Annotated in this window: 16 protein-coding genes; 10 read left to right on the top strand and 6 right to left on the bottom strand. The window is 70.7% G+C overall.

Translation table 11 applies throughout. From position 1 onward, the window contains the following. Positions 1–1,203, bottom strand: a 1,203-nt coding sequence (locus MKK68_RS18970; RefSeq protein WP_244032354.1) for a DUF2252 domain-containing protein, incomplete at its 3' end; no start/stop codon positions are given. A gap of 138 nt (positions 1,204–1,341) precedes the next feature. Further along, positions 1,342–2,136, bottom strand: a complete 795-nt coding sequence (gene xth / locus MKK68_RS18965) for an exodeoxyribonuclease III (RefSeq protein ID WP_147726667.1) — start codon at positions 2,134–2,136, stop codon at positions 1,342–1,344. A gap of 101 nt (positions 2,137–2,237) precedes the next feature. Here xth and MKK68_RS18960 point away from each other — a divergent pair, with 101 nt between their 5' ends. The 3 genes from MKK68_RS18960 to glpX all read left to right on the top strand — a co-directional run bounded on the left by MKK68_RS18960 (position 2,238) and on the right by glpX (position 5,553). Next, positions 2,238–2,918, top strand: coding sequence for a ceramidase domain-containing protein (locus MKK68_RS18960; protein ID WP_244032352.1), 681 nt, complete (start codon positions 2,238–2,240; stop codon positions 2,916–2,918). 169 nt (positions 2,919–3,087) lie between these two features. Further along, positions 3,088–4,410: a homoserine dehydrogenase gene (locus MKK68_RS18955; protein ID WP_147726670.1), complete on the top strand. Its 1,323-nt coding sequence runs from the start codon at positions 3,088–3,090 to the stop codon at positions 4,408–4,410. A 147-nt stretch (positions 4,411–4,557) separates the two neighbouring features. Beyond that, positions 4,558–5,553, top strand: a complete 996-nt coding sequence (gene glpX / locus MKK68_RS18950; protein ID WP_147726672.1) for a class II fructose-bisphosphatase — start codon at positions 4,558–4,560, stop codon at positions 5,551–5,553. 59 nt (positions 5,554–5,612) lie between these two features. On the opposite strand, the gene MKK68_RS18945 is transcribed toward glpX, so the two are convergent. After that, positions 5,613–6,599: a L,D-transpeptidase gene (locus MKK68_RS18945; RefSeq protein WP_147858917.1), complete on the bottom strand. Its 987-nt coding sequence runs from the start codon at positions 6,597–6,599 to the stop codon at positions 5,613–5,615. A 445-nt stretch (positions 6,600–7,044) separates the two neighbouring features. Between MKK68_RS18945 and MKK68_RS18940 the strand changes: the two genes are divergently transcribed. The 5 genes from MKK68_RS18940 (at position 7,045) to MKK68_RS18920 (ending at position 12,735) form a co-directional block, all read left to right on the top strand. Continuing rightward, the gene (locus MKK68_RS18940; protein ID WP_244032351.1) at positions 7,045–7,308 is read left to right on the top strand and encodes a hypothetical protein; all 264 of its coding nucleotides are present in this window, start codon (positions 7,045–7,047) and stop codon (positions 7,306–7,308) included. A gap of 400 nt (positions 7,309–7,708) precedes the next feature. Next, complete coding sequence (locus MKK68_RS18935) at positions 7,709–8,962, top strand: MFS transporter (RefSeq protein ID WP_147728409.1); 1,254 nt, start codon at positions 7,709–7,711, stop codon at positions 8,960–8,962. 418 nt (positions 8,963–9,380) lie between these two features. Further along, the gene (locus MKK68_RS18930; protein ID WP_147844086.1) at positions 9,381–10,673 is read left to right on the top strand and encodes an MFS transporter; all 1,293 of its coding nucleotides are present in this window, start codon (positions 9,381–9,383) and stop codon (positions 10,671–10,673) included. Between the two features lie 10 nt (positions 10,674–10,683). Then, positions 10,684–11,904 carry a CaiB/BaiF CoA transferase family protein gene (locus tag MKK68_RS18925; RefSeq protein ID WP_147858916.1) on the top strand — a complete coding sequence of 407 codons (1,221 nt, stop codon included), beginning with the start codon at positions 10,684–10,686 and terminating at the stop codon, positions 11,902–11,904. A 21-nt stretch (positions 11,905–11,925) separates the two neighbouring features. Next, the gene (locus MKK68_RS18920; protein ID WP_244032349.1) at positions 11,926–12,735 is read left to right on the top strand and encodes an enoyl-CoA hydratase/isomerase family protein; all 810 of its coding nucleotides are present in this window, start codon (positions 11,926–11,928) and stop codon (positions 12,733–12,735) included. A 268-nt stretch (positions 12,736–13,003) separates the two neighbouring features. Here MKK68_RS18920 and MKK68_RS18915 read toward each other — a convergent pair whose 3' ends face one another. From MKK68_RS18915 to dctP, 3 genes are all read right to left on the bottom strand, one after another. Next, positions 13,004–14,356: a TRAP transporter large permease gene (locus tag MKK68_RS18915; RefSeq protein ID WP_147843305.1), complete on the bottom strand. Its 1,353-nt coding sequence runs from the start codon at positions 14,354–14,356 to the stop codon at positions 13,004–13,006. After that, complete coding sequence (locus MKK68_RS18910) at positions 14,353–15,048, bottom strand: TRAP transporter small permease (protein WP_147843306.1); 696 nt, start codon at positions 15,046–15,048, stop codon at positions 14,353–14,355. Before MKK68_RS18910 ends, MKK68_RS18915 begins: the two co-directional genes overlap by 4 nt. Positions 15,049–15,160: 112 nt before the next feature. After that, a complete protein-coding gene (dctP, locus tag MKK68_RS18905; protein ID WP_147726682.1) occupies positions 15,161–16,183 on the bottom strand; it encodes a TRAP transporter substrate-binding protein DctP in 1,023 nt (340 codons plus the stop codon). A gap of 160 nt (positions 16,184–16,343) precedes the next feature. Here dctP and MKK68_RS18900 point away from each other — a divergent pair, with 160 nt between their 5' ends. Beyond that, positions 16,344–17,000 (top strand): GntR family transcriptional regulator, encoded by a 657-nt coding sequence (locus MKK68_RS18900; RefSeq protein WP_147843307.1) that lies wholly within the window; start codon positions 16,344–16,346, stop codon positions 16,998–17,000. A gap of 157 nt (positions 17,001–17,157) precedes the next feature. Beyond that, positions 17,158–18,084 (top strand): class I SAM-dependent methyltransferase, encoded by a 927-nt coding sequence (locus tag MKK68_RS18895; protein WP_244032347.1) that lies wholly within the window; start codon positions 17,158–17,160, stop codon positions 18,082–18,084.

Genomic DNA, 18,084 nt, shown 5'->3' with positions numbered 1-18,084 from the left:
GATCGTGGTCCAGCCGAGCAGCGGGTCGCCGACGCCCTGGAGCAGGCGCTGGCCGTAGATCACCCGCTCGCCCTCGTGGCTGGCATAGGGCTCCGGCATGCCGGGCAGGTAGGGGGCGTGGGCCGGGCGCACCGCCTCCTTCACCTGCAGGAAGAGCACGTCCTGGTCCGAGTTGCCGCAGAGCAGCGCCACGTAGGCGCGGGTCCCGACGCTGCCGACCCCGACGACGCGGTGGGCGACGTCGACCACGTGGTAGCGGCTCAGCATGAACCGGCGCTCGCGCGGCAGCGTCTCGGCGTAGTGCTCGAGCCCGGTGATCACCGACTCGCGGGTGTCGTCGTCGACGCGCGTGAGGATCGGGGCGTCCTCGCGGAAGCGCCAGCCTCCGTCGACGCGGCGCTCGCCGACGCGGGCGAGCAGGCTCTGGTTGTTCTTCTTGCGCGCCTTCTCCACCGCCTTGCGCACGACGGCCTGGGACGCCTCGTCGATGCGGACGCCGGAGAAATCGAGCTCGTCGGCGCGGGTGGCCTGCTGCCAGACGTCGAGGGACCCCTGCGGCGCGAGGTCCAGCATCGTGTGCTGGTAGCCGCCGACGGCGGCCATCACCGCCTGCCGGCGCTGGTCGGCGGGCACCCCGTCCTCGCGGGCCGCGACCTCGATGCTGGCGACGAGGCGCTTCAGGTCCCACTCCCAGGGGCCGATCGTGACCTCGTCGAAATCGTTGAGATCGAGCACGACGTCGCCCTGCGGCGTCCCGAACAGGCCGAAATTCGAGATGTGCGCGTCGCCGTTCATCACCACCATGATCTCGCTGCGCGGGCTGTGCGCGAGATCCCAGGCCATGACGTGGGCCGCCCCGCGCAGGAAGGCGAAGGGCGAGCTCGCCATGCGGGCGACGCGCAGCGGCACCAGCTCGGGCTGCCGGCCCTCGTGAGCGCCCGCGATCAGGTCGACCGGATCGGGCCGGTCGGCGGGCAGGTCGAGGGCGGCGTGAGCTGCATGGTCCACCACCTCGCGCAGGCGCTTGCCGGCGGCGCGGCGCTTGTCCCAGGGCTCGCCGCCGGCGCGGAGATCGATGTGCGGGTAGTCGGCCAGCGGCTCCAGGACGCCGGCTTCGGCGGCCTCGTCCGCGGCCGCGTGGTCCTGGCCGGTCTCGGCGCCGGCGGACGCGTCCTCGCCGTGGATGGGGTTCGGTCGTTCCATGGCTGCCTGCGACTCCGATCGACCGGGGACAACCTTGACCGCATAAGTTCGTTGCGGCGGCGGGGATTATGTCGCCATCGAATCCGTGGGGCGTAGCGCGGAAGGGTTACGATATCGGACGCCGGGCCGATCCGGCCTTCACGTCAGCTCCACCGTCACGGGCACGTGGTCCGATGGTTTCTCCAATCCGCGCAGGTGCTTCTGCACCGAGGCCGCAACCAGGCGGTCGGCGGCCTGGGGCGAGAGCAGCAGGTGGTCGATGCGGATGCCGAAGTTCCGCGACCAGGCGGCAGCCTGGTAGTCCCAGAAGCTGTAGAGGCCGGGGCGCGGGTCGCAGGCGCGGACCGCGTCGGTCAGCCCCTCGGCGAGGAGCGACCGGAACGCCGCGCGCGTCGTGGGCAGGTAGAGCGCGTCGTCGGCCCAGGCCGCGGGCTCGGCCGCATCCTCCGGCTCGGGAATGACGTTGTAGTCGCCGGCCAGCACCAGGGCGGTCTCCTCGCGCATCCGCGCGCGGGCATGCAGGCGCAGGCGCTCGAGGAAGGCGAGCTTGTAGGGGTATTTCGGGCTCGCCACCGGGTTGCCGTTCGGCAGGTAGATCGAGGCCACCCGAACCGGCGCGACGCCGTCCCCGGCGACCAGCGCCTCGACGTAGCGGGACTGCTCGTCCTCGGCGTCGCCCGGAAGCGCGCGCAGAACCGTCTCCGGATCGTAGGTCAGCGGCGCGCGCACCAGCAGCGCGACCCCGTTATAGGCCTTCTGGCCCACGGCCTCGACGGCGTAGCCCGCAGCCTCGATCTCGGCGCGCGGAAACGCCTCCTCCTGGCACTTCAGCTCCTGCAGGCAGACCACGTCCGGCTTGGCCTCGTCGAGGAAGGCGAGCAGGTGCCCGACCCGCTGCTTGATCGAATTGACGTTCCACGTGGTGATGCGCATCGCTGGCGTCCTGGAGAGCGGAGCCCGTCATCGGGCCTTCGCACCGCCCTGACAAGCGGAAGGCCGGACGCATCGTCGTCCGTCCCGCAACGAGGTCGCCGGTGGACTGGTTCGAGCCGATCGCCGGCTATTGCGAGCGCGGGAGCCCGGCGTTCTGGGCCGAGCCGGTCAACGCCGTCTCCAACGCCGCCTTCCTCGTCGCCGGCACCGTCGCGTTCCGGCGTGCCCGCACGGTGGACGATCGGCCCGCCGCCGCTCTCGCGCTCCTGACGGCAATCGTCGGCGTCGGATCCTTCCTGTTCCACACCCTCGCCGTGCGCTGGGCGATGCTCGCCGACGTGGTGCCGATCGCCGTGTTCATCCACGCCTACTTCTTCCTGGCGATGGTGCGGTTCCTGCGATTCGGGCTCGTGGCGGCGGCGGCGGCGACCCTGGCGTTCGCGGGCTTCGGCTTCGGGCTCGTCCCCGCCCTCGATGCCGCCGCCGGGCGCTCGGTCGAGGCCCTCACCGACGGCTCGGTCGACTACCTGCCGGCCGTGCTGGCGCTCCTCGGCGTCGCGGTCGGGCTGCGATGGCTCGGCGACCCGTCGTCGACCGCCCGGCGGCTCGCCGCGCTGGCGCTCCTGTTCGGCGTCTCACTCGCCCTGCGCACGATGGACCGCAGCGTCTGCGCGCGCGTGCCCGTCGGCACCCACGCCCTCTGGCACCTGCTGAATGCCGGCATCCTCTTCGGCCTGGTCGTCGCCGCCGTGCGGCATCGGGCGGCGTCGCGCCGCCGGTGACGGGGGGCGCCCGGAGACGACCGCGCGACCGGCCGATTTCTTGCGCCTCCCGGCAAATCGAGGCAGAAGGACGCCGCCGCAGCCGATGGGGCGCGCGGCGTACCCCGCGCCCGTCCGCGCTGGCCGACAGGCCGCCGACGGCGCAGGGCAGAAGGCTACGAAAACCAGCATGTCCCAGAGCTTCCGCCTCGGTGTCGCCGGTCTCGGCACGGTCGGTGCCGCCGTCGTCCGCATGATCGCGCGCCGCTCGGCGGCGCTCGCCGCCGCCACCGGCCGCGACATCCGCGTCGTCGCGGTCTCCTCCCGCGACCGGACGCGCGACCGCGGGTTCGACGTCGCCGGCCTGCACTGGTTCGACGACCCGGTGGAGATGGCGCGCTCGGCCGAGGTCGACTGCGTGGTCGAGCTGATCGGCGGTTCGGAAGGGCCGGCCAAGGCGGTCGTCGAGGCGGCGCTCGCCGCCGGCAAGCCGGTCGTCACCGCGAACAAGGCGCTGCTCGCCCTGCACGGCGCGGCGCTGGCGACGTCCGCCGAGACCGCGGGCGTGGCCCTAGCCTACGAGGCGGCGGTCGCCGGCGGCATCCCGGTGATCAAGGCGCTGCGCGAGGGGCTGGCCGGCAACGCGGTGAGCCGCGTCTACGGGATCATGAACGGCACCTGCAACTACATCCTCACCCGGATGGAGCGCGAGGGCCTGACCTTCGAGGCCTGCCTCAAGGACGCGCAGGCGCTGGGCTACGCCGAGGCCGACCCGACCTTCGACGTCGAGGGCTTCGACACCGCCCACAAGCTCGCGATCCTGACGAGCCTCGCCTTCGGCACCGCGATCGACGCCGAGGGCGTCTCGGTCGAGGGCATCTCCGGCGTGAAGCCGCTGGACCTGCTGATGGCCGAGGAGCTCGGCTACCGGATCAAGCTGCTCGGCGTCGCGCAGGCGACGGAGGCCGGGATCGAGCAGCGCGTGCACCCGACCATGGTGCCGAAATCCTCCAGCATCGCCCAGGTGATGGGCGTGACGAACGCGGTGACGATCGACGCGGACGCCGTCGGCGAGCTGACCCTGATCGGCCCGGGCGCCGGCGGCGAGGCCACGGCGTCGGCGGTCGTCGCCGACATCGCCGACCTCGCCGCCGGCCTGACCCGCCCGACCTTCGGCTGCCCGACCGCGCAGCTGCGCCCCGCCGAGCGGGTCGAGATGCAGCGCCACGAGGGCGGCTATTACATCCGCCTCACGGTCCACAACCGGCCCGGCGTCGCGGCGGGCGTGGCCACCCGCATGGCCGAGCGCGAGATCTCATTGGAGAGCATCCTGCAGCGCCGCACCGGGGAGACGGCGGAGAGCGATCCGCACGGGCGCTCCGGGCAGCCGGTGCCGCTGGTGCTGATCACCTACGCCGCGACGGAGGGCAACATCCGCGCGGCGCTCGACGCCATCGCCGCCGACGGGCTGCTGGCTGAGGCGCCGCAGCTCATCCGAATCGAGCGGGAATAAGCCTCCTCGGCGCTCGAAGGATAAGCACTATCGTTCCTCTTCGCTGGAAATTCGGAAACCTGAGTTATTTTCGTGCATCCTGCCTGCGCTAAGCTGTAGGAGCAGGGCACCGAAAACGTTCGGGCCGCGGGAAGGGCTTGGGAAACGATGGACGAGGCGCTCATGCAGGGCTCGCGGAGCGTCGTCGCGCGCACGCTCACCCTCGAACTCGCGCGCGTGACCGAACGCGCGGCCATCGCCGCGGCGGCCCTGCGCGGGCAGGGCAACGAGAAGGCCGCCGACCAGGCCGCCGTCGACGCGATGCGGGCCGAGCTCAACGCGCTGCCGATCGACGGCACCGTGGTGATCGGCGAGGGCGAGCGCGACCAGGCGCCGATGCTGTTCATCGGCGAGCGCCTCGGCAGCGGCGGCGGGCCGCGCGTCGACCTCGCGGTCGATCCGCTGGAGGGTACGACCCTGTGCGCCAAGGACATGCCGGGCGCCATCGCGATCATGGCGATGGCCGAGCGCGGCTCGCTCCTCGCCGCCCCCGACGTCTACATGCAGAAGATCGCGATCGGCCCGGGCTATCCGCCGGGGATCGTCGACCTCGACGCCAGCCCCGCCGACAACATCGCTGCGCTCGCCCGCGCCAAGAGCGTGCCGGCATCGCAGATCGTGGCGATCGTCCTCGACCGGCCGCGCCACGCCGACCTCGTCGCCGCGATCCGCGCGGCGGGCGCCGGGGTCCGCCTGATCTCGGACGGCGACATCGCCGGCATCATCTTCACCAACTCGCCCCACGAGACCGGCGTCGACATCTATCTCGGGACCGGCGCGGCGCCCGAGGGCGTGATCGCGGCCGGCGCGCTGCGCTGCATCGGCGGCCAGATGCAGGGCCGGCTGATCCTCGACACGCCCGAGAAGCGCCGGCGGGCGCAGGACATGGGCATCGGCGACCCGAACCGGAAATACGAGCTCACCGACCTCGCCCGGGGCGACGTCATCGTGGCGGCGACCGGCGTCACCGACGGCGCGCTGCTGCGCGGCGTGCGCTTCAGGCCCGGCGTGATCGAGACCGAGACCGTGGTCTATCGCTCGGCCACGGGCACGGTACGGCGCATCCTCGGCGAGCACCGCCGCACGGAGCGCAACGTCGACTGAGCATGCGCGAACGCCGTCCGCGGAGGCTTCCCCTGCGGACGGCGCGGTCGTTTACCCGATCAGTTCAGGACGACGACCTTGGTGCCGACGTTGACGCGGCTGAACAGGTCGATCGCATCCTGATTGATCATGCGGATGCAGCCCGACGAGACGCTCTTGCCGATCGAGTTCGGATCGAGGGTGCCGTGGATGCGGAACAGCGTGTCCTTGTTGCCCTGCCACAGGTACATGGCCCGGGCGCCGAGCGGGTTGCGGTTGCCGCCGGGGACGCCGACGCCGCTCGGCAGCGTGTCGACCTCGCGGGCGAGGTGCGGCGTCCGGGCGATCATCTCCTTGGGCGGGTACCAGTCGGGCCAGGCCTGCTTCAGGTTCACCGTGGCGGTGCCCGACCACGAGAAGCCCTGCTTGCCCACGCCGACGCCGTAGCGCCGCGCCCGGCCGTCGGCCTGGACGAGGGTGAGCTGGTGCGCCCGCGGGTCGACGATGATCGTGCCGGGCTCGTAGGGCCCGGTATAGGCGATCTCCTGGCGCAGGAACGCCGGGTTGGTCTTCTTCCAGTTGAACGCCGCCACCGGGAACGCATCGTCGGCGATCGCGGCATAGGCCTTGTCGTAGCTGATCGGGCCGTTGTCGATCGGCCGGTTGATCGCGGCGGCCATGGCCGGGGAGAGCTGGTTGGCGCCGGGCTTCGGCCCGACGGTGAGCGGCGCGGCGGGCGCGTCGGCCGGGCTCTCGGCCAGCGTCTCGGGCGGGCGCTCGGCGAGCTGCTGGCGCTCGGGGGCGAGGCGGCGCTCGGACGTCGCGGCGCGATCGGGAACGGCGCGGCCGAACTCGACGCGGCCGGCATAGGGCTCGTAGCGGCCGGCGCGGAGGCGGTAGAGCGCGCCGGTCTGGTCCTGGAACAGGCGGTCGTCGTCGCCGACGCCGTCGATGGCGCTCGAGGCGAGGGCGCCCCGTCCCTGGGCGTGACCGGGCGCGGTCGCGGACAGGCTCGCGAGGCTGGTCATCGCGCCGACGAGCAGAAGGCTTCGCAGGGTATTCGACATGGCGGTTCGAAACGTCCTTGATCCGAGGTCCCCGGGTCGGCGCGGGGCCGGCACGGAACCTTGAGTCACGCGGTCGTGCAGCGGCGGCCGCGATCCGGTGGTGACGATCCAAGGCTTAGCAAGTCCCGGCCCGTCGCGTCATCCTCCGCAGCGTCCCGGACGCCGTTTCATCGCGTGCCGTCGATTCCTTGCAACGGTCGGCCCCGAGCGCGCTCTCGTCTTCCCGGAATCTGCGGGGTCGCGAGATCTGCAGTGCAGAGCGGGCGCGTGGCCGGAACGCGAGGCGAGAGCTGGACGGCAGCATCCGGGCGCCCGTCGGCACCCGCCCTTTACCATGCCCGATCGTTCCCGGCAGAGCGGGGACAAGTTGCGGAGACGCGATTGATTTGTCGCCCCTCTTGGCGCCAACAGTATCGCAGATCACACCATCTTCGGACATCGACCCGTGTCATCCGCTTCGAACTTGCGCACGCGCCTCGCGGCGTCGCTCCTGGCGCTCGCCTGCGTCGTCGCGGTCCCGGCCGTCGCCCGGGACGCCGCGAAGCGTCCGGAGCGCCCGCGCCCGGTCCAGACCGTCGAGCCGGACGCGTCCGAGCCGAAGGCCGCCTGGACGGCGGGGACCGCGCCGCCGGATTGCACGCGTGCCCGCCGCAAGTTGTGGCAGCCCGAGCAGGGCTGGATCGTGAAGACCATCACCACCTGCCATTGAGGCTGCGATCCGGCATCCGATCTCGGAGACGTGATCGGTTGATCCGCGGGCCATGCACCCGCACGGGATGCCCGTGGATTGGGCGGATTTCGGCGATCGCATCCTGCCCAGGCATCGTTGCCCTGAAACCCGGCACCGGGTGCTCGCGGGACGGCCGCATGCCGTCCCGTCGCCGGGCCCATTGCACCCCGAAGGTTCGACCCTCCGGAGCGCCGGTTCATCAGGCCGGGGGCATCCGGCGTCGCGTCCGCGTCTGGCACGGTTGCTGCTTGGGGTGGTGCGCTGCGCCATGCGCGGCACGCTGGGCAACGAAGCCTCGCAATGCGGACGGTGTGAGTCCGGTTCCTCCGGCATGAGCGGCTGCGCCCGAGCGCCCGCCCGATCAAGACGAGCACCCACGATGGCCTCCTTCAAGACCGTGATGAAGTCGGGACATCCCCCGACGCTGTTCGCCGCCTTCCTCTACTTCGACTTCTGCTTCGCGATCTGGGTCCTCAACGGCGCCATGGGGCCGTTCATCACCGAGACCTACAAGCTCTCGCCGGCCCAGACCGGGTTCATGATCTCGCTGCCGATCCTCGCCGGCGCGATCATGCGCTTCCCGCTCGGGGTGCTCGCCCAGTACATCGGCCGGAAGAACGCCGCCATCACCGAGATGAGCGTCATCATGCTGGCGATGGCCTACGGGTTCTTCTTCATCTCCAGCTACAACGACGTGCTCGCCATGGGCGTGCTGCTCGGCATCGCCGGCGCCTCGTTCGGCGTGGCCCTGTCGCTCGGCTCGGGCTGGTTCCCGCCGGAGCACAAGGGGCTCGCGATGGGCATCGCCGGCGCCGGCAATTCCGGCACCGTGCTCGCCGTGCTGTTCGCGCCGCCGCTCGCCCAGGCCTACGGCTGGCAGGCGGTCTACGGCTTTGCCGGCTGCGTCATGGCGATCCCGCTCATCGTGATGATCGTCCTCGCCAAGGAGCCCCCGGATCTCGAGCACCAGTCCTTCAAGGACCACATCTCGTGCCTGTTCACCAAGGACGGCTGGGCCTTCTCGCTGATCTACGTCATCACCTTCGGCGGCTTCATTGGCCTGTCGAACTTCCTGCCGACGTTCTTCTACGAGCAGTTCGCGGTGACCAAGGTCGAGGCCGGCCGGCTTACCATGCTCGCCGCCTTCATGGGCTCGGGCATCCGCATCCTCGGCGGCTACTTCGCCGACCGCCTCGGCGGCATCGCCGTGCTCTCGGTCGTCCTGCTCGCCTCGATCGCCTCGTTCCTGGCGCTGACCGCGACGCCGTCGCTGGCCGCGACCACGATCCTGTTCATGCTCTGCTTCGCCGCGCTCGGCGCCGGCAACGGTGCGCTGTTCCAGCTCGTGCCGCTGCGCTACCCCACCAACACCGCGGTGTCGGGCTCGATGATCGGCGAGATCGGGGCGCTCGGCGGCGCGATCCTGCCGAACGTCATGGGCTTCTCGAAGCAGTATACCGGCGCCTTCGCCACCGGCTTCGTCGTCTACGCCGTCTTCGCCGGGATCGTGCTCGGCTGCCTGTTCCTGTGGCAGCGCAAGTGGGTCGGCACCTGGGTCGGCCCGCGCGGCAAGGTGCTCGATCCGTCGGCCACCCCGGCCGCGAACGACGGCATGCGCGCCGCCACGGCCTGAACCCTCCACCATCGTCACGGATTAGCACGGGGGCTTCGGCCCCCGTTTTTCGTTTCGCCCCCAGCCGACGGCGAGAAGGGCGAGCGGGGACGGCGAGATGCGACCGTCGCGGTCTCTGCCTCAGCCCGGCGCGAGGGACGCGCAGTCCGGTGCCGTGCTCGGCCCGCCACGGGTGCGATCGACCCGCCCCCGCCTCGCTCGCGCTGCCCGAGCCATCCCGACGCCGCCGTCGGCCGACGTCGCGGTGGATTGCGCCTGCGGAAAAAACCGGGTCTTTGTCACCGACGGTTGCACTCCGGCATCGGCCGAGCGTACTGAATACGTAATGCGAAACGTCGCATCCGGTCGCGAGGCCAGGGTGCCGGCGAGGACCGCCACAAGGCGGCTGCGACAAAAATCCTGCCGGAGGATCGACGCCATGATCAAGCGCCTGAGCGCCACGAACAGCGTGCTGTTCCTGCTCTGCCTGATGTACTTCATCACCTATCTCGACCGCGTGAACATCGCCACCGCGGGCGCCGTGATCATCAAGGATCTCGGCATGTCGAACACCCAGTTCGGCCTGATCCTCTCGGCCTTCGCCTACCCCTACGCGATCTTCCAGGTGATCGGCGGCTCGGTCGGCGACAAGTTCGGCGCGCGGCGCACTCTGCTGGTCTGCGGCCTGATCTGGGCCACGGCGACGATCCTCACCGGGTTCGTCGGCGGCCTCGTCAGCCTGTTCCTCGCCCGCGTGCTGCTGGGCTTCGGCGAGGGCGCGACCTTCCCGACCGCCACCCGCGCCATGCAGAACTGGACCGCGCCCGGACGGCGCGGCTTCGCGCAGGGCATCACCCACGCCTTCGCGCGGCTCGGCAACGCGGTCGCGCCGCCGATCGTCGCCTTCCTGATCTACCATTTCGGCTGGCGCTCGAGCTTCGTCATCCTCGGCGCGATCAGCTTCGTCTGGGTCGTGGTCTGGTACCTGTACTTCCGCGACGACCCGTCCGACCACAAGTCGATCACCCGAGCCGAGCTCGACCAGCTGCCGCCCCCGCGCAAGGTCGGCGCCAAGCAGTCGGTGCCGTGGGGCGCGCTGACTAGGCGCATCCTGCCCGTCACGATCACCTATTTCTGCTACGGCTGGACCCTGTGGCTGTTCCTCGGCTGGCTGCCGAGCTTCTTTAAGCAGAGCTACGGCCTCGACCTGAAGAACTCGGCGCTGTTCGCCTCGGGCGTGTTCTTCGCCGGCGTCGTCGGCGACACGCTGGGCGGCGTGCTCTCCGACCGGATCTTCGAGAAGACCGGCAACCTCAAGCTCGCGCGCCTCTCGATCGTCGTGATCGGCTTTCTCGGCGCGGCGGCGAGCCTGACCGGCGTGTTCTTCACCCGCGACCTCACCTACGTCGCGCTGCTGCTGTCCTCGGGCTTCTTCTTCGCCGAGCTGGTGATCGGGCCGATCTGGTCGGTGCCGATGGACATCGCGCCGAAGTTCGCCGGCACCGCGAGCGGGCTGATGAACACCGGGTCGGCGGTGGCGGCGATCGTCTCGCCGATCGTGTTCGGGCTCATCGTCGACGCGACCGGCGACTGGACGCTGCCGTTCGCGGGCTCGATCGGCCTGTGCCTGCTCGGCGCGGCCACCGCCTTCACCATGCATCCCGAGCGGCCCTTCGTGGAGCCGGCCGAGGCCGGTCTCGTCCCGCCGGGGGCGACCCTTCCGGCGCGCTGAGGGGATGCCTATGACGGAGACCCGACGCGAAGGCCCGCTCGCGGGCGTCAAGGTGGTTGAGCTCGCCCACATCATGGCGGGCCCGGTCTGCGGCCTGATGCTCGGCGACATGGGCGCCGAGGTGATCAAGGTCGAGAAGATCCCGGGCGGGGACGACACCCGCCGCTCGGTGCCGCCCGCGATCGAGGGCGAGAGCGCCGCCTACATGATGATGAACCGCGGCAAGCGCGGCCTCGCCCTCGACCTCAAGAGCGAGGCCGGCAAGGCGGTGCTGCACCGCCTGCTCGCCGATGCCGACGTGCTGATCGAGAACTACCGCGCCGGCACGATGGAGAAGCTAGGCTTGAGCTACGAGGCCCTCCGCGAACGCTACCCCGCCCTGGTCTACTGCTCGCTCTCCGGCTTCGGCCGCTCCGGCCCCTACGCCGAGCGCGCCGGGTTCGATCTCGTCGCGCAGGGGATGAGCGGGCTGATGAGCGTCACCGGCGCCGGGCCGGGCGAGCCGCCGATGAAGTGCGGGCCGCCGGTCACCGACATCACCGCCGGCATCCTCGCGGCGATGGGGGTGCTCGCCGCCTACACGCACCGGCTCAAGACCGGCCTCGGCCAGGTGGTCGACACCTCGCTGTTCGAGGCCGGCATCACCCTGACCTACTGGCAGTCGGCGATCGCCATGGCGACCGGGATCGCGCCGGGGCCAATGGGCTCGGCCCATCCGCTGAATGCCCCCTACGAGGCGTTCGAGACCGAAGACGGCTGGATCACCATCGGTGCGGCCAACCAGACCAACTGGCTGCGCCTGCTCGACGTGCTCGGCGCCGCGGAACTCGCCGCCGACCCGCGCTTCGCCCTCAATGCCGGGCGCATGGAGCATCGGATCGCCCTCGCCGAGGCGCTGGCGCCGTTCTTTCGCAGCGCCACCTCCGAGGCCTGGCTCGCGCGCCTGGAGGCGGGCGGCGTGCCGGCCGGGCCGGTGCTCGACGTCAACCAGATGCACCGCGACCCGCACACGTTGGCCCGCGAGATGGTGGTCCCGGTCGATCATCCCCGCGCCGGGACGATGACGACGCTCGGGCTGCCGGTGAAGTTCTCGGCGACGCCGGGCAAGGTCCACGGCCCGGCACCGCTCTTCGGCGAGCACTCGCGCGCGATCCTGCGCGGGGCCGGCTACGACGCGGCGGCGATCGACGGCTTGATCGCGGCGGGCGTCGTGGGCGAGACGACGGCGTGACGATTGGAGAGGACTTCCACCATGAGCGACGCCGCCCCGACCGATGAGCTGCTGGTCTCCCAGGACGGCGCGATCGCCCGCATCGTCCTCAACCGGCCGCACGCCCGCAACGCGCTGACCTTCGCGATGTACGAGGGCCTGGTCACGCAGTGCCTGCGGATCCAGGAGGACGCCTCGGTCAAGGCGCTGGTGATCACCGGCGCCGGCGAGAAGGCGTTCGCCGCCGGCACCGACATCGCCCAGTTCCGCAGCTTCGAGACCGCCGAGGACGCGCTCGGCTACGAGCGCTTCATGGACCGGGTGCTCGGCACGCTGGAGCGGATGCGGGTGCCGACCATCGCGGCGATCGCGGGCGCCTGCACCGGCGGCGGGGCGGCGATCGCCGCCGCCTGCGACCTGCGCATCGCCACGCGCGACGCCCGCTTCGGCTTCCCGATCGCCCGCACGCTCGGCAACTGCCTGTCGCAGGGCAACCTCAAGCGCCTGTCGGACCTGATCGGCCCGGCGCGGGTCAAGGACATCATCTTCACCGCCCGCCTCGTCGGCGCCGAGGAGGCGCTCGCCATCGGCCTCGTCGGCGAGGTGGTGGCCGATGCCGCCGCCCTGGCCGCGCGCGCGACGGAGCTGGCGACGCTCCTGACCGGCTACGCCCCGCTGACGATGCAGGCCACCAAGGAAGGCCTGCGCCGGCTCGCCGAGGAGGCCGCCGCCCCCGAGGGCGAGCCGCAGCCCGGCGACGACCTGATCCTCAGCTGCTACATGAGCCGCGATTTTCGCGAGGGCATGGAGGCGTTCCTCGCCAAGCGCACGCCGGACTGGCAGGGGCGCTGATCCGCTTTCCCGCACGGGCGATCGAACCTCGCTCGATCCGCATTGGGTCGCCCGTTCGCCGCGCATCCCCTCGCTCCGCCTGCGGGGAGAGGGCCGCGACGGCCTCGTCGTCGGCGCGGCGCGGCGGCAGCCGAAGGTGAGGGGGCTTCGACGAAGGAGCCTCGTTCGTCCCCTCACCCTCGCTACGGCTTCGCCTCCGCTTCCCGCAGGCACGACGAGGTGCCTTCGGGCCTCTCCCCGCGTGCGGGGAGAGGGGAGAAGGGCCGCGCTACCGCGTCGACGGCAGCAGCAGGTCCGGCAGCCACAGGGCGATGCCCGGCACGAGGCACAGGATCAGGATCGCGACCGCCATCAGCACCACGAAGGGGAGCGTGCCCCAGATGATGTCCGAGAGCGGGATGTCCGGGGCGATGTTCTTGATGACGAAGATGTTGAGCCCCACCGGCGGGTGGATCAGGCCCATCTCCATGGTGATCGTCATCACCACGCCGAACCAGACGAGGTCGAAGCCCGCGGCCTTCAGCGGCGGCAGGATGATCGGCGCCGTCATCAGGATGATCGAGACCGGCGGCAGGAAGAAGCCGAGCCCGATCACCAGCCCGAGGATCGTGACCAGCAGCACCCAGGGCGAGAGCTGCATCGCCACGATCGCGGCGGCGGCCGACTGCGAGATGTGCAGGTAGCTCATCACGTAGGCGTAGAGCAGCGACATGCCGATGATCAGCATCAGCATGGTCGATTCGCGCAGGGTCGCGGTAAGGATCGGGCTGACGTCCCGCGGGCGCCAGACGCCGTAGATCACCGCGATCAGGCCGAGCGCCAGGAGGCCGCCGAGGCCCGCGGTCTCGGAGGGCGTCGCGTAGCCGCCGTAGAGCGCGACCATCACGCCGGTGAGCAGCACCACGAAGGGCAGCACCCGCGGCAGCGTCTCGAACCGCTGGCGCATGCTGTAGGTGTCCTCGGCGAGGATCGGCGACTGGACGCCGCCCCGCTCGTAGGCGGCCTTCGCGGTGGCGTACTCGGCGCGGAAGCGGAACATCGCCCACGCCGCGAACAGCCCCACCAGCAGCAGCCCCGGCCCGATGCCGGCGAGGAACAGGCGCCCGAGCGACTGCTCGGCGGCCACCGCGTAGAGGATCATGGTGATCGACGGCGGCAGCAGGATGCCGAGCGTGCCGCCGGCCGCGATGATGCCGGCGGCGAAGCCCGGCGAGTAGCCGCGCTTGCGCATCTCCGGGATGCCGGCCGAGCCGATCGCCGAGCAGGTCGCGGGCGAGGACCCCGCCATGGCGGCGAACAGCGCGCAGGCGAAGACGTTGGCGATGCCGAGCCCCCCGGGGATGCGGTGCATCCAGGCATGCATCGCCGAGTACAGGTCCTGCCCCGCCTTCGAGCGCCCGATCGCGGCGCCCTTCAGGATGAAGAGCGGGATCGAGAGCAGGGTGATCGAGGCCATCTCCTCGTAGACGTTCTGCGCCACGGTATCGAGCGAGGCCGACGGCATGAAGAAGAACATGAACGCCAGCGCGACGAAGCCGAGCGCGAAGGCGATGGGGATGCCGGCCAGCATCGCCGAGAGGGTGGCTCCGGCATAGAGGAAGCCGATCGCGGCGGTGCTCATCGGGTGATCCTCGCGGTGTCGACGGTGTCGCCCATCGGGTCGGTGCCGCGCGGCGTCGCGTCGGGCCGCCCGTGCATGTCCTTGTTCAGGTCGGCGCCGACGCCGATCTTCGGCGCGACCCAGCCGGCGGAGTTCGGGCCGTAGGTCAGGGCCTGGACGATCTGCACGGCGAACTGGATGCCGAGCAGCGTCATGCCGACGGCCATCAGCGCGTAGGGGATGGCGAGCGGCGGGCCCCAGCTCGATTGCGAGACCTGGCCGTCGACCCAGGCCTCGTGGAACAGCGTCCAGCTCTTCCAGGCGAAGAACACCACGAAGACGAAGCTGATCACGTCGGCCATGAGCAGGCGGGCGCGGTTGACCTTGGGCGACAGGAACCCGGTCAGCGCCTCGATCGCCACGTGGCCGCGCTTGGCCTGGACCGCGGCCGCCGAGAAGAAGGTCGCGCCGACGATCAGGAACACGGCCATCTCGTCCTGCCAGTCGGTCGGCTCGTGCAGGACGTAGCGGATCACCACGCTGTAGCTCAGCACGAGGCAGGCGCCGACGAGCGCCAGCCCGCCGAGCACCATGATCACCCCGTTCAGGCGCTTCATCGCGCGATCCATGACGCCGAGCGCGCCGGGGATCCGGGGCTCGGCGACCGCCTTCGTCTCGGAGGCGGCCGAGGCCGCGTCGAAGGCGTGGCTCATCGTGTGTGCTCCCGATGCAGACGCCTCGGGAGCGTTCCGCGGCACCGGCCGGGGCGCGCATTCGCGCTTGCCGGCCGTTGGCCGGATGGCCCGGACTGCGCTTGCCTCGCGCTCATGCGACCTGCTCCGCGAGCTTGAGGAGCTCGGCGCACTGCGCGTTCTTGGAGGCGTAGTCCTTCCACGCCGTGTCGCGGGCGATGTCGCGCCACTGCCCCATGGTCTTCTCGTCGAGGTTCTGCACCTTGGCGCCGGCCTTCGCGAAGACCTGCTCGACATGGGTGTCGTCGGCCTTGGCGCCGTCCTGGCCGAAGGATTCGAGCTCGGCGCCGACGGTCATGATCAGGTCCTGCTGGTCCTTCGGCAGGCCGCTGAAGATCGACTTCGACATCATGATCGGCTCGAGCATGAACCAGTACGAGCGCTCGCGGCCGGAGGTGAGCGCCTTCGACAGCTCCTCGAGGCGGAACGAGATCAGGCTGGTGGAGGAGGTGATGACCGCGTCGCACGCGCCGGTCTGCATCGCGGCGTAGGATTCGCTCGACGGGATCGAGAGGGTGGCCGCGCCCGCCTGCTTCATCATCAGATCCATCTCGCGCGAGCCGCCGCGGACCTTGAGGCCCTTGGCGTCGGCCGGCGCGTAGAGCGGGCGCTCGCGGCTGGCGACGCCGCCCGCCTGCCAGACCCAGGAGACGAGGATGATGCCCTTGGCGTCGAGGATCTCGGTGAGCTTGCGGCCGACCGGCGCCGCCTTCCAGGCGACGCCCTGCGCGTAGGAGGTCACCAGCCCCGGCATCAGACCGATGTTCAGCTCGGGGATCTCGCCGCCGGCGTAGGGCGAGGGGTAGAGCGACATGTCGAGCGCGCCTTTGCGCATCGCGCCGAACTGGGCGTTGGTCTTCATCAGCGACGAGCCGGGATAGACCTGCACCTCCAGCGCGCCCTTCGAGCGCTCGCCGACGGCCTTCGCGAGCTTCCGGCACATGCGGTCGCGGAAGTCGCCTTCGTCGATGGTGCCGCCCGGGAACTGATGCGAGAGCTTCAGCACGGTCGCGGCCTGGGCCGCGCCGAGGCCGAAGCGCAGCAGGGCCGGCGCGGCGAGGCCGCCGGCGAGGAGGGCGCGTCGGGTCGGCATCATGATGTTTCTCCCGCGTCGCACAATCGCGACTGTATTGTTTTGCGCCGCACAATATACGGGATGCAACGCTTGGTATACATTGAAGGGGCTCTTGTATATTTTGTCAACGCCCCTGCATAATGAGCGGAGAGAAAACGTTGCGCCCGGGAGGGGTTCGGCGATGAGCCAGGCACAGCGCCTGCGGCAGACCATCGAGGACGAGATCGTGGCCGGCCGCTTGGCCGTCGGCGCGCGCCTCGACGAGGTGGTTCTCGCCGAGCGGTTCGGGGTGTCCCGGACGCCGATCCGCGAGGCGCTGCTGCAACTGGCGGTCACCGGGCTCGTCGAGACCAAGCCGCGCAAGGGCACCATCGTCAGCGCGCCGGAGCCGCAGCTCCTGCTGGCGATGTTCGAGACCATGGCCGAGCTGGAGGCGGCCTGCGGCCGCTTCGCGGCCCGGCGTCTGACGCCGGACCACGAGGCCGCGCTGAAGGCGGCGCTCGCGGCCTGCGAGACCGCCGCCGCGGCCGGCGACACCGAAGGCTACTACGCGGAGAACCACGTCTTCCACGCGGTGGTCTACGGCGCCTGCGGCAACGCCTTCCTCGCCGAGCAGGCGCGCCTGCTCAGCCGGCGGCTCGCGCCCTATCGCCGCCTGCAGCTTCGGACGCGGCATCGGCTCGGTCAGTCGCTGGCGGAGCATGACAGCATCGTCGCGGCGATCGTCGGCGGCGACGACGCGGCGGCGGCCGAACGGCTGCGGACGCACGTGGTGGTGCAGGGCGACCGCTTCTCAGACCTGGTCGCCGGCCTGCGCTCCCTCGGCAACGCCGCCTGAGTCACCGACCGGACGGAACCATCCGGCTCGGGCGGGCAGCGGGAATTGCATTTACCGCGATTGCGATCGGAGCGGGCGTCTACGCAGAACAACTCAACCACAGATTGTTTTTGATGGTACGATCCTTCGTCCTGGGGCGTGCGGGTCGGAGTCGTCGATGCTCAAGCACTTCGTGAAGACCGCGGGCCGGAAGGCGGGTCTCGACATCTTCCGGGCGAGCACCGATCCGTTCCGGTGGAGCCACACCGTCCACGATTACTATCCGGTCGCCCCGCAGGCACGCTGGCAGCCGCAGACCCTTCCGCACAGCCGCCTGCGAACGGTGCTCGACCAGGGCCGCCCGGATTACGAGCGCTTCGTGTCGGCGCTGGAGGACCACGCGGCGCTGATCCACGGGGTCGCCCACGCGCCCGACATCGCCAACCCGACCGCGCCGTGCTGGAACAACACCTGGTTCACGGCGCTCGATGCGGCGGCCCTCGTCACCTTCCTCGCCTGGAAACGGCCGGCGCGCTACGTCGAGATCGGTTCGGGCACCTCGACCTGCTTCGCCCGCTACGCCGTCGAGGCCCTGTCGCTGCCGACGCGGATGACCTCGATCGATCCCAACCCGCGCCGGCACATCGACCAGATCTGCGACCGGGTGATCCGCCAGCCGCTCGAGGTCTGCGACCTCGCGGTCTTCGACGCGCTGCAGGCCGGCGACGTGCTGTTCTTCGACGGGTCGCACCGGGCCTTCGCCAACTCCGACGTGGTGGTGTTCTTCTTCGAGATCCTGCCGCGGCTGGTCCCGGGCGTGATCGTGCACATCCACGACATCTTCATCCCCGACGACTACCCGACCGCCTGGAACTACCGGCTCTACAACGAGCAATATCTGCTCGCCGCGATGCTGATGTGCGGACGGCCGCCGTTCAAGGTCACGGCGCCGATCACCTATCTCTGCCAGGATGCCGGCTTCGGCGAGCGGGTGAAACGGGTGTTCGCGGCGCGCGCCGGCGGCCCGGACATCCCGTTCCACTACCCGAACGACACCGGCCTGCCGGGCGCCTCGTTCTGGTTCGAGATGACGGACGCCGACTAA

The sequence above is a fragment of the Methylobacterium sp. E-016 genome (assembly GCF_022829745.1).
Lineage (GTDB): Bacteria > Pseudomonadota > Alphaproteobacteria > Rhizobiales > Beijerinckiaceae > Methylobacterium.
This window is presented reverse-complemented; position numbering and strand designations above follow the sequence as displayed.

Excerpts from the sequence above, each read along its gene's own strand:
- xth (WP_147726667.1), bottom strand. The coding sequence starts at position 2,136 with ATGCGCATCACCACGTGGAACGTCAATTCGATCAAGCAGCGGGTCGGG.
- MKK68_RS18955 (WP_147726670.1), top strand. The coding sequence starts at position 3,088 with ATGTCCCAGAGCTTCCGCCTCGGTGTCGCCGGTCTCGGCACGGTCGGT.
- glpX (WP_147726672.1), top strand. The coding sequence starts at position 4,558 with ATGGACGAGGCGCTCATGCAGGGCTCGCGGAGCGTCGTCGCGCGCACG.
- MKK68_RS18945 (WP_147858917.1), bottom strand. The coding sequence starts at position 6,599 with ATGTCGAATACCCTGCGAAGCCTTCTGCTCGTCGGCGCGATGACCAGC.
- MKK68_RS18935 (WP_147728409.1), top strand. The coding sequence starts at position 7,709 with ATGGCCTCCTTCAAGACCGTGATGAAGTCGGGACATCCCCCGACGCTG.
- MKK68_RS18930 (WP_147844086.1), top strand. The coding sequence starts at position 9,381 with ATGATCAAGCGCCTGAGCGCCACGAACAGCGTGCTGTTCCTGCTCTGC.
- MKK68_RS18925 (WP_147858916.1), top strand. The coding sequence starts at position 10,684 with ATGACGGAGACCCGACGCGAAGGCCCGCTCGCGGGCGTCAAGGTGGTT.
- MKK68_RS18920 (WP_244032349.1), top strand. The coding sequence starts at position 11,926 with ATGAGCGACGCCGCCCCGACCGATGAGCTGCTGGTCTCCCAGGACGGC.
- MKK68_RS18915 (WP_147843305.1), bottom strand. The coding sequence starts at position 14,356 with ATGAGCACCGCCGCGATCGGCTTCCTCTATGCCGGAGCCACCCTCTCG.
- MKK68_RS18910 (WP_147843306.1), bottom strand. The coding sequence starts at position 15,048 with ATGAGCCACGCCTTCGACGCGGCCTCGGCCGCCTCCGAGACGAAGGCG.
- dctP (WP_147726682.1), bottom strand. The coding sequence starts at position 16,183 with ATGATGCCGACCCGACGCGCCCTCCTCGCCGGCGGCCTCGCCGCGCCG.
- MKK68_RS18900 (WP_147843307.1), top strand. The coding sequence starts at position 16,344 with ATGAGCCAGGCACAGCGCCTGCGGCAGACCATCGAGGACGAGATCGTG.
- MKK68_RS18895 (WP_244032347.1), top strand. The coding sequence starts at position 17,158 with ATGCTCAAGCACTTCGTGAAGACCGCGGGCCGGAAGGCGGGTCTCGAC.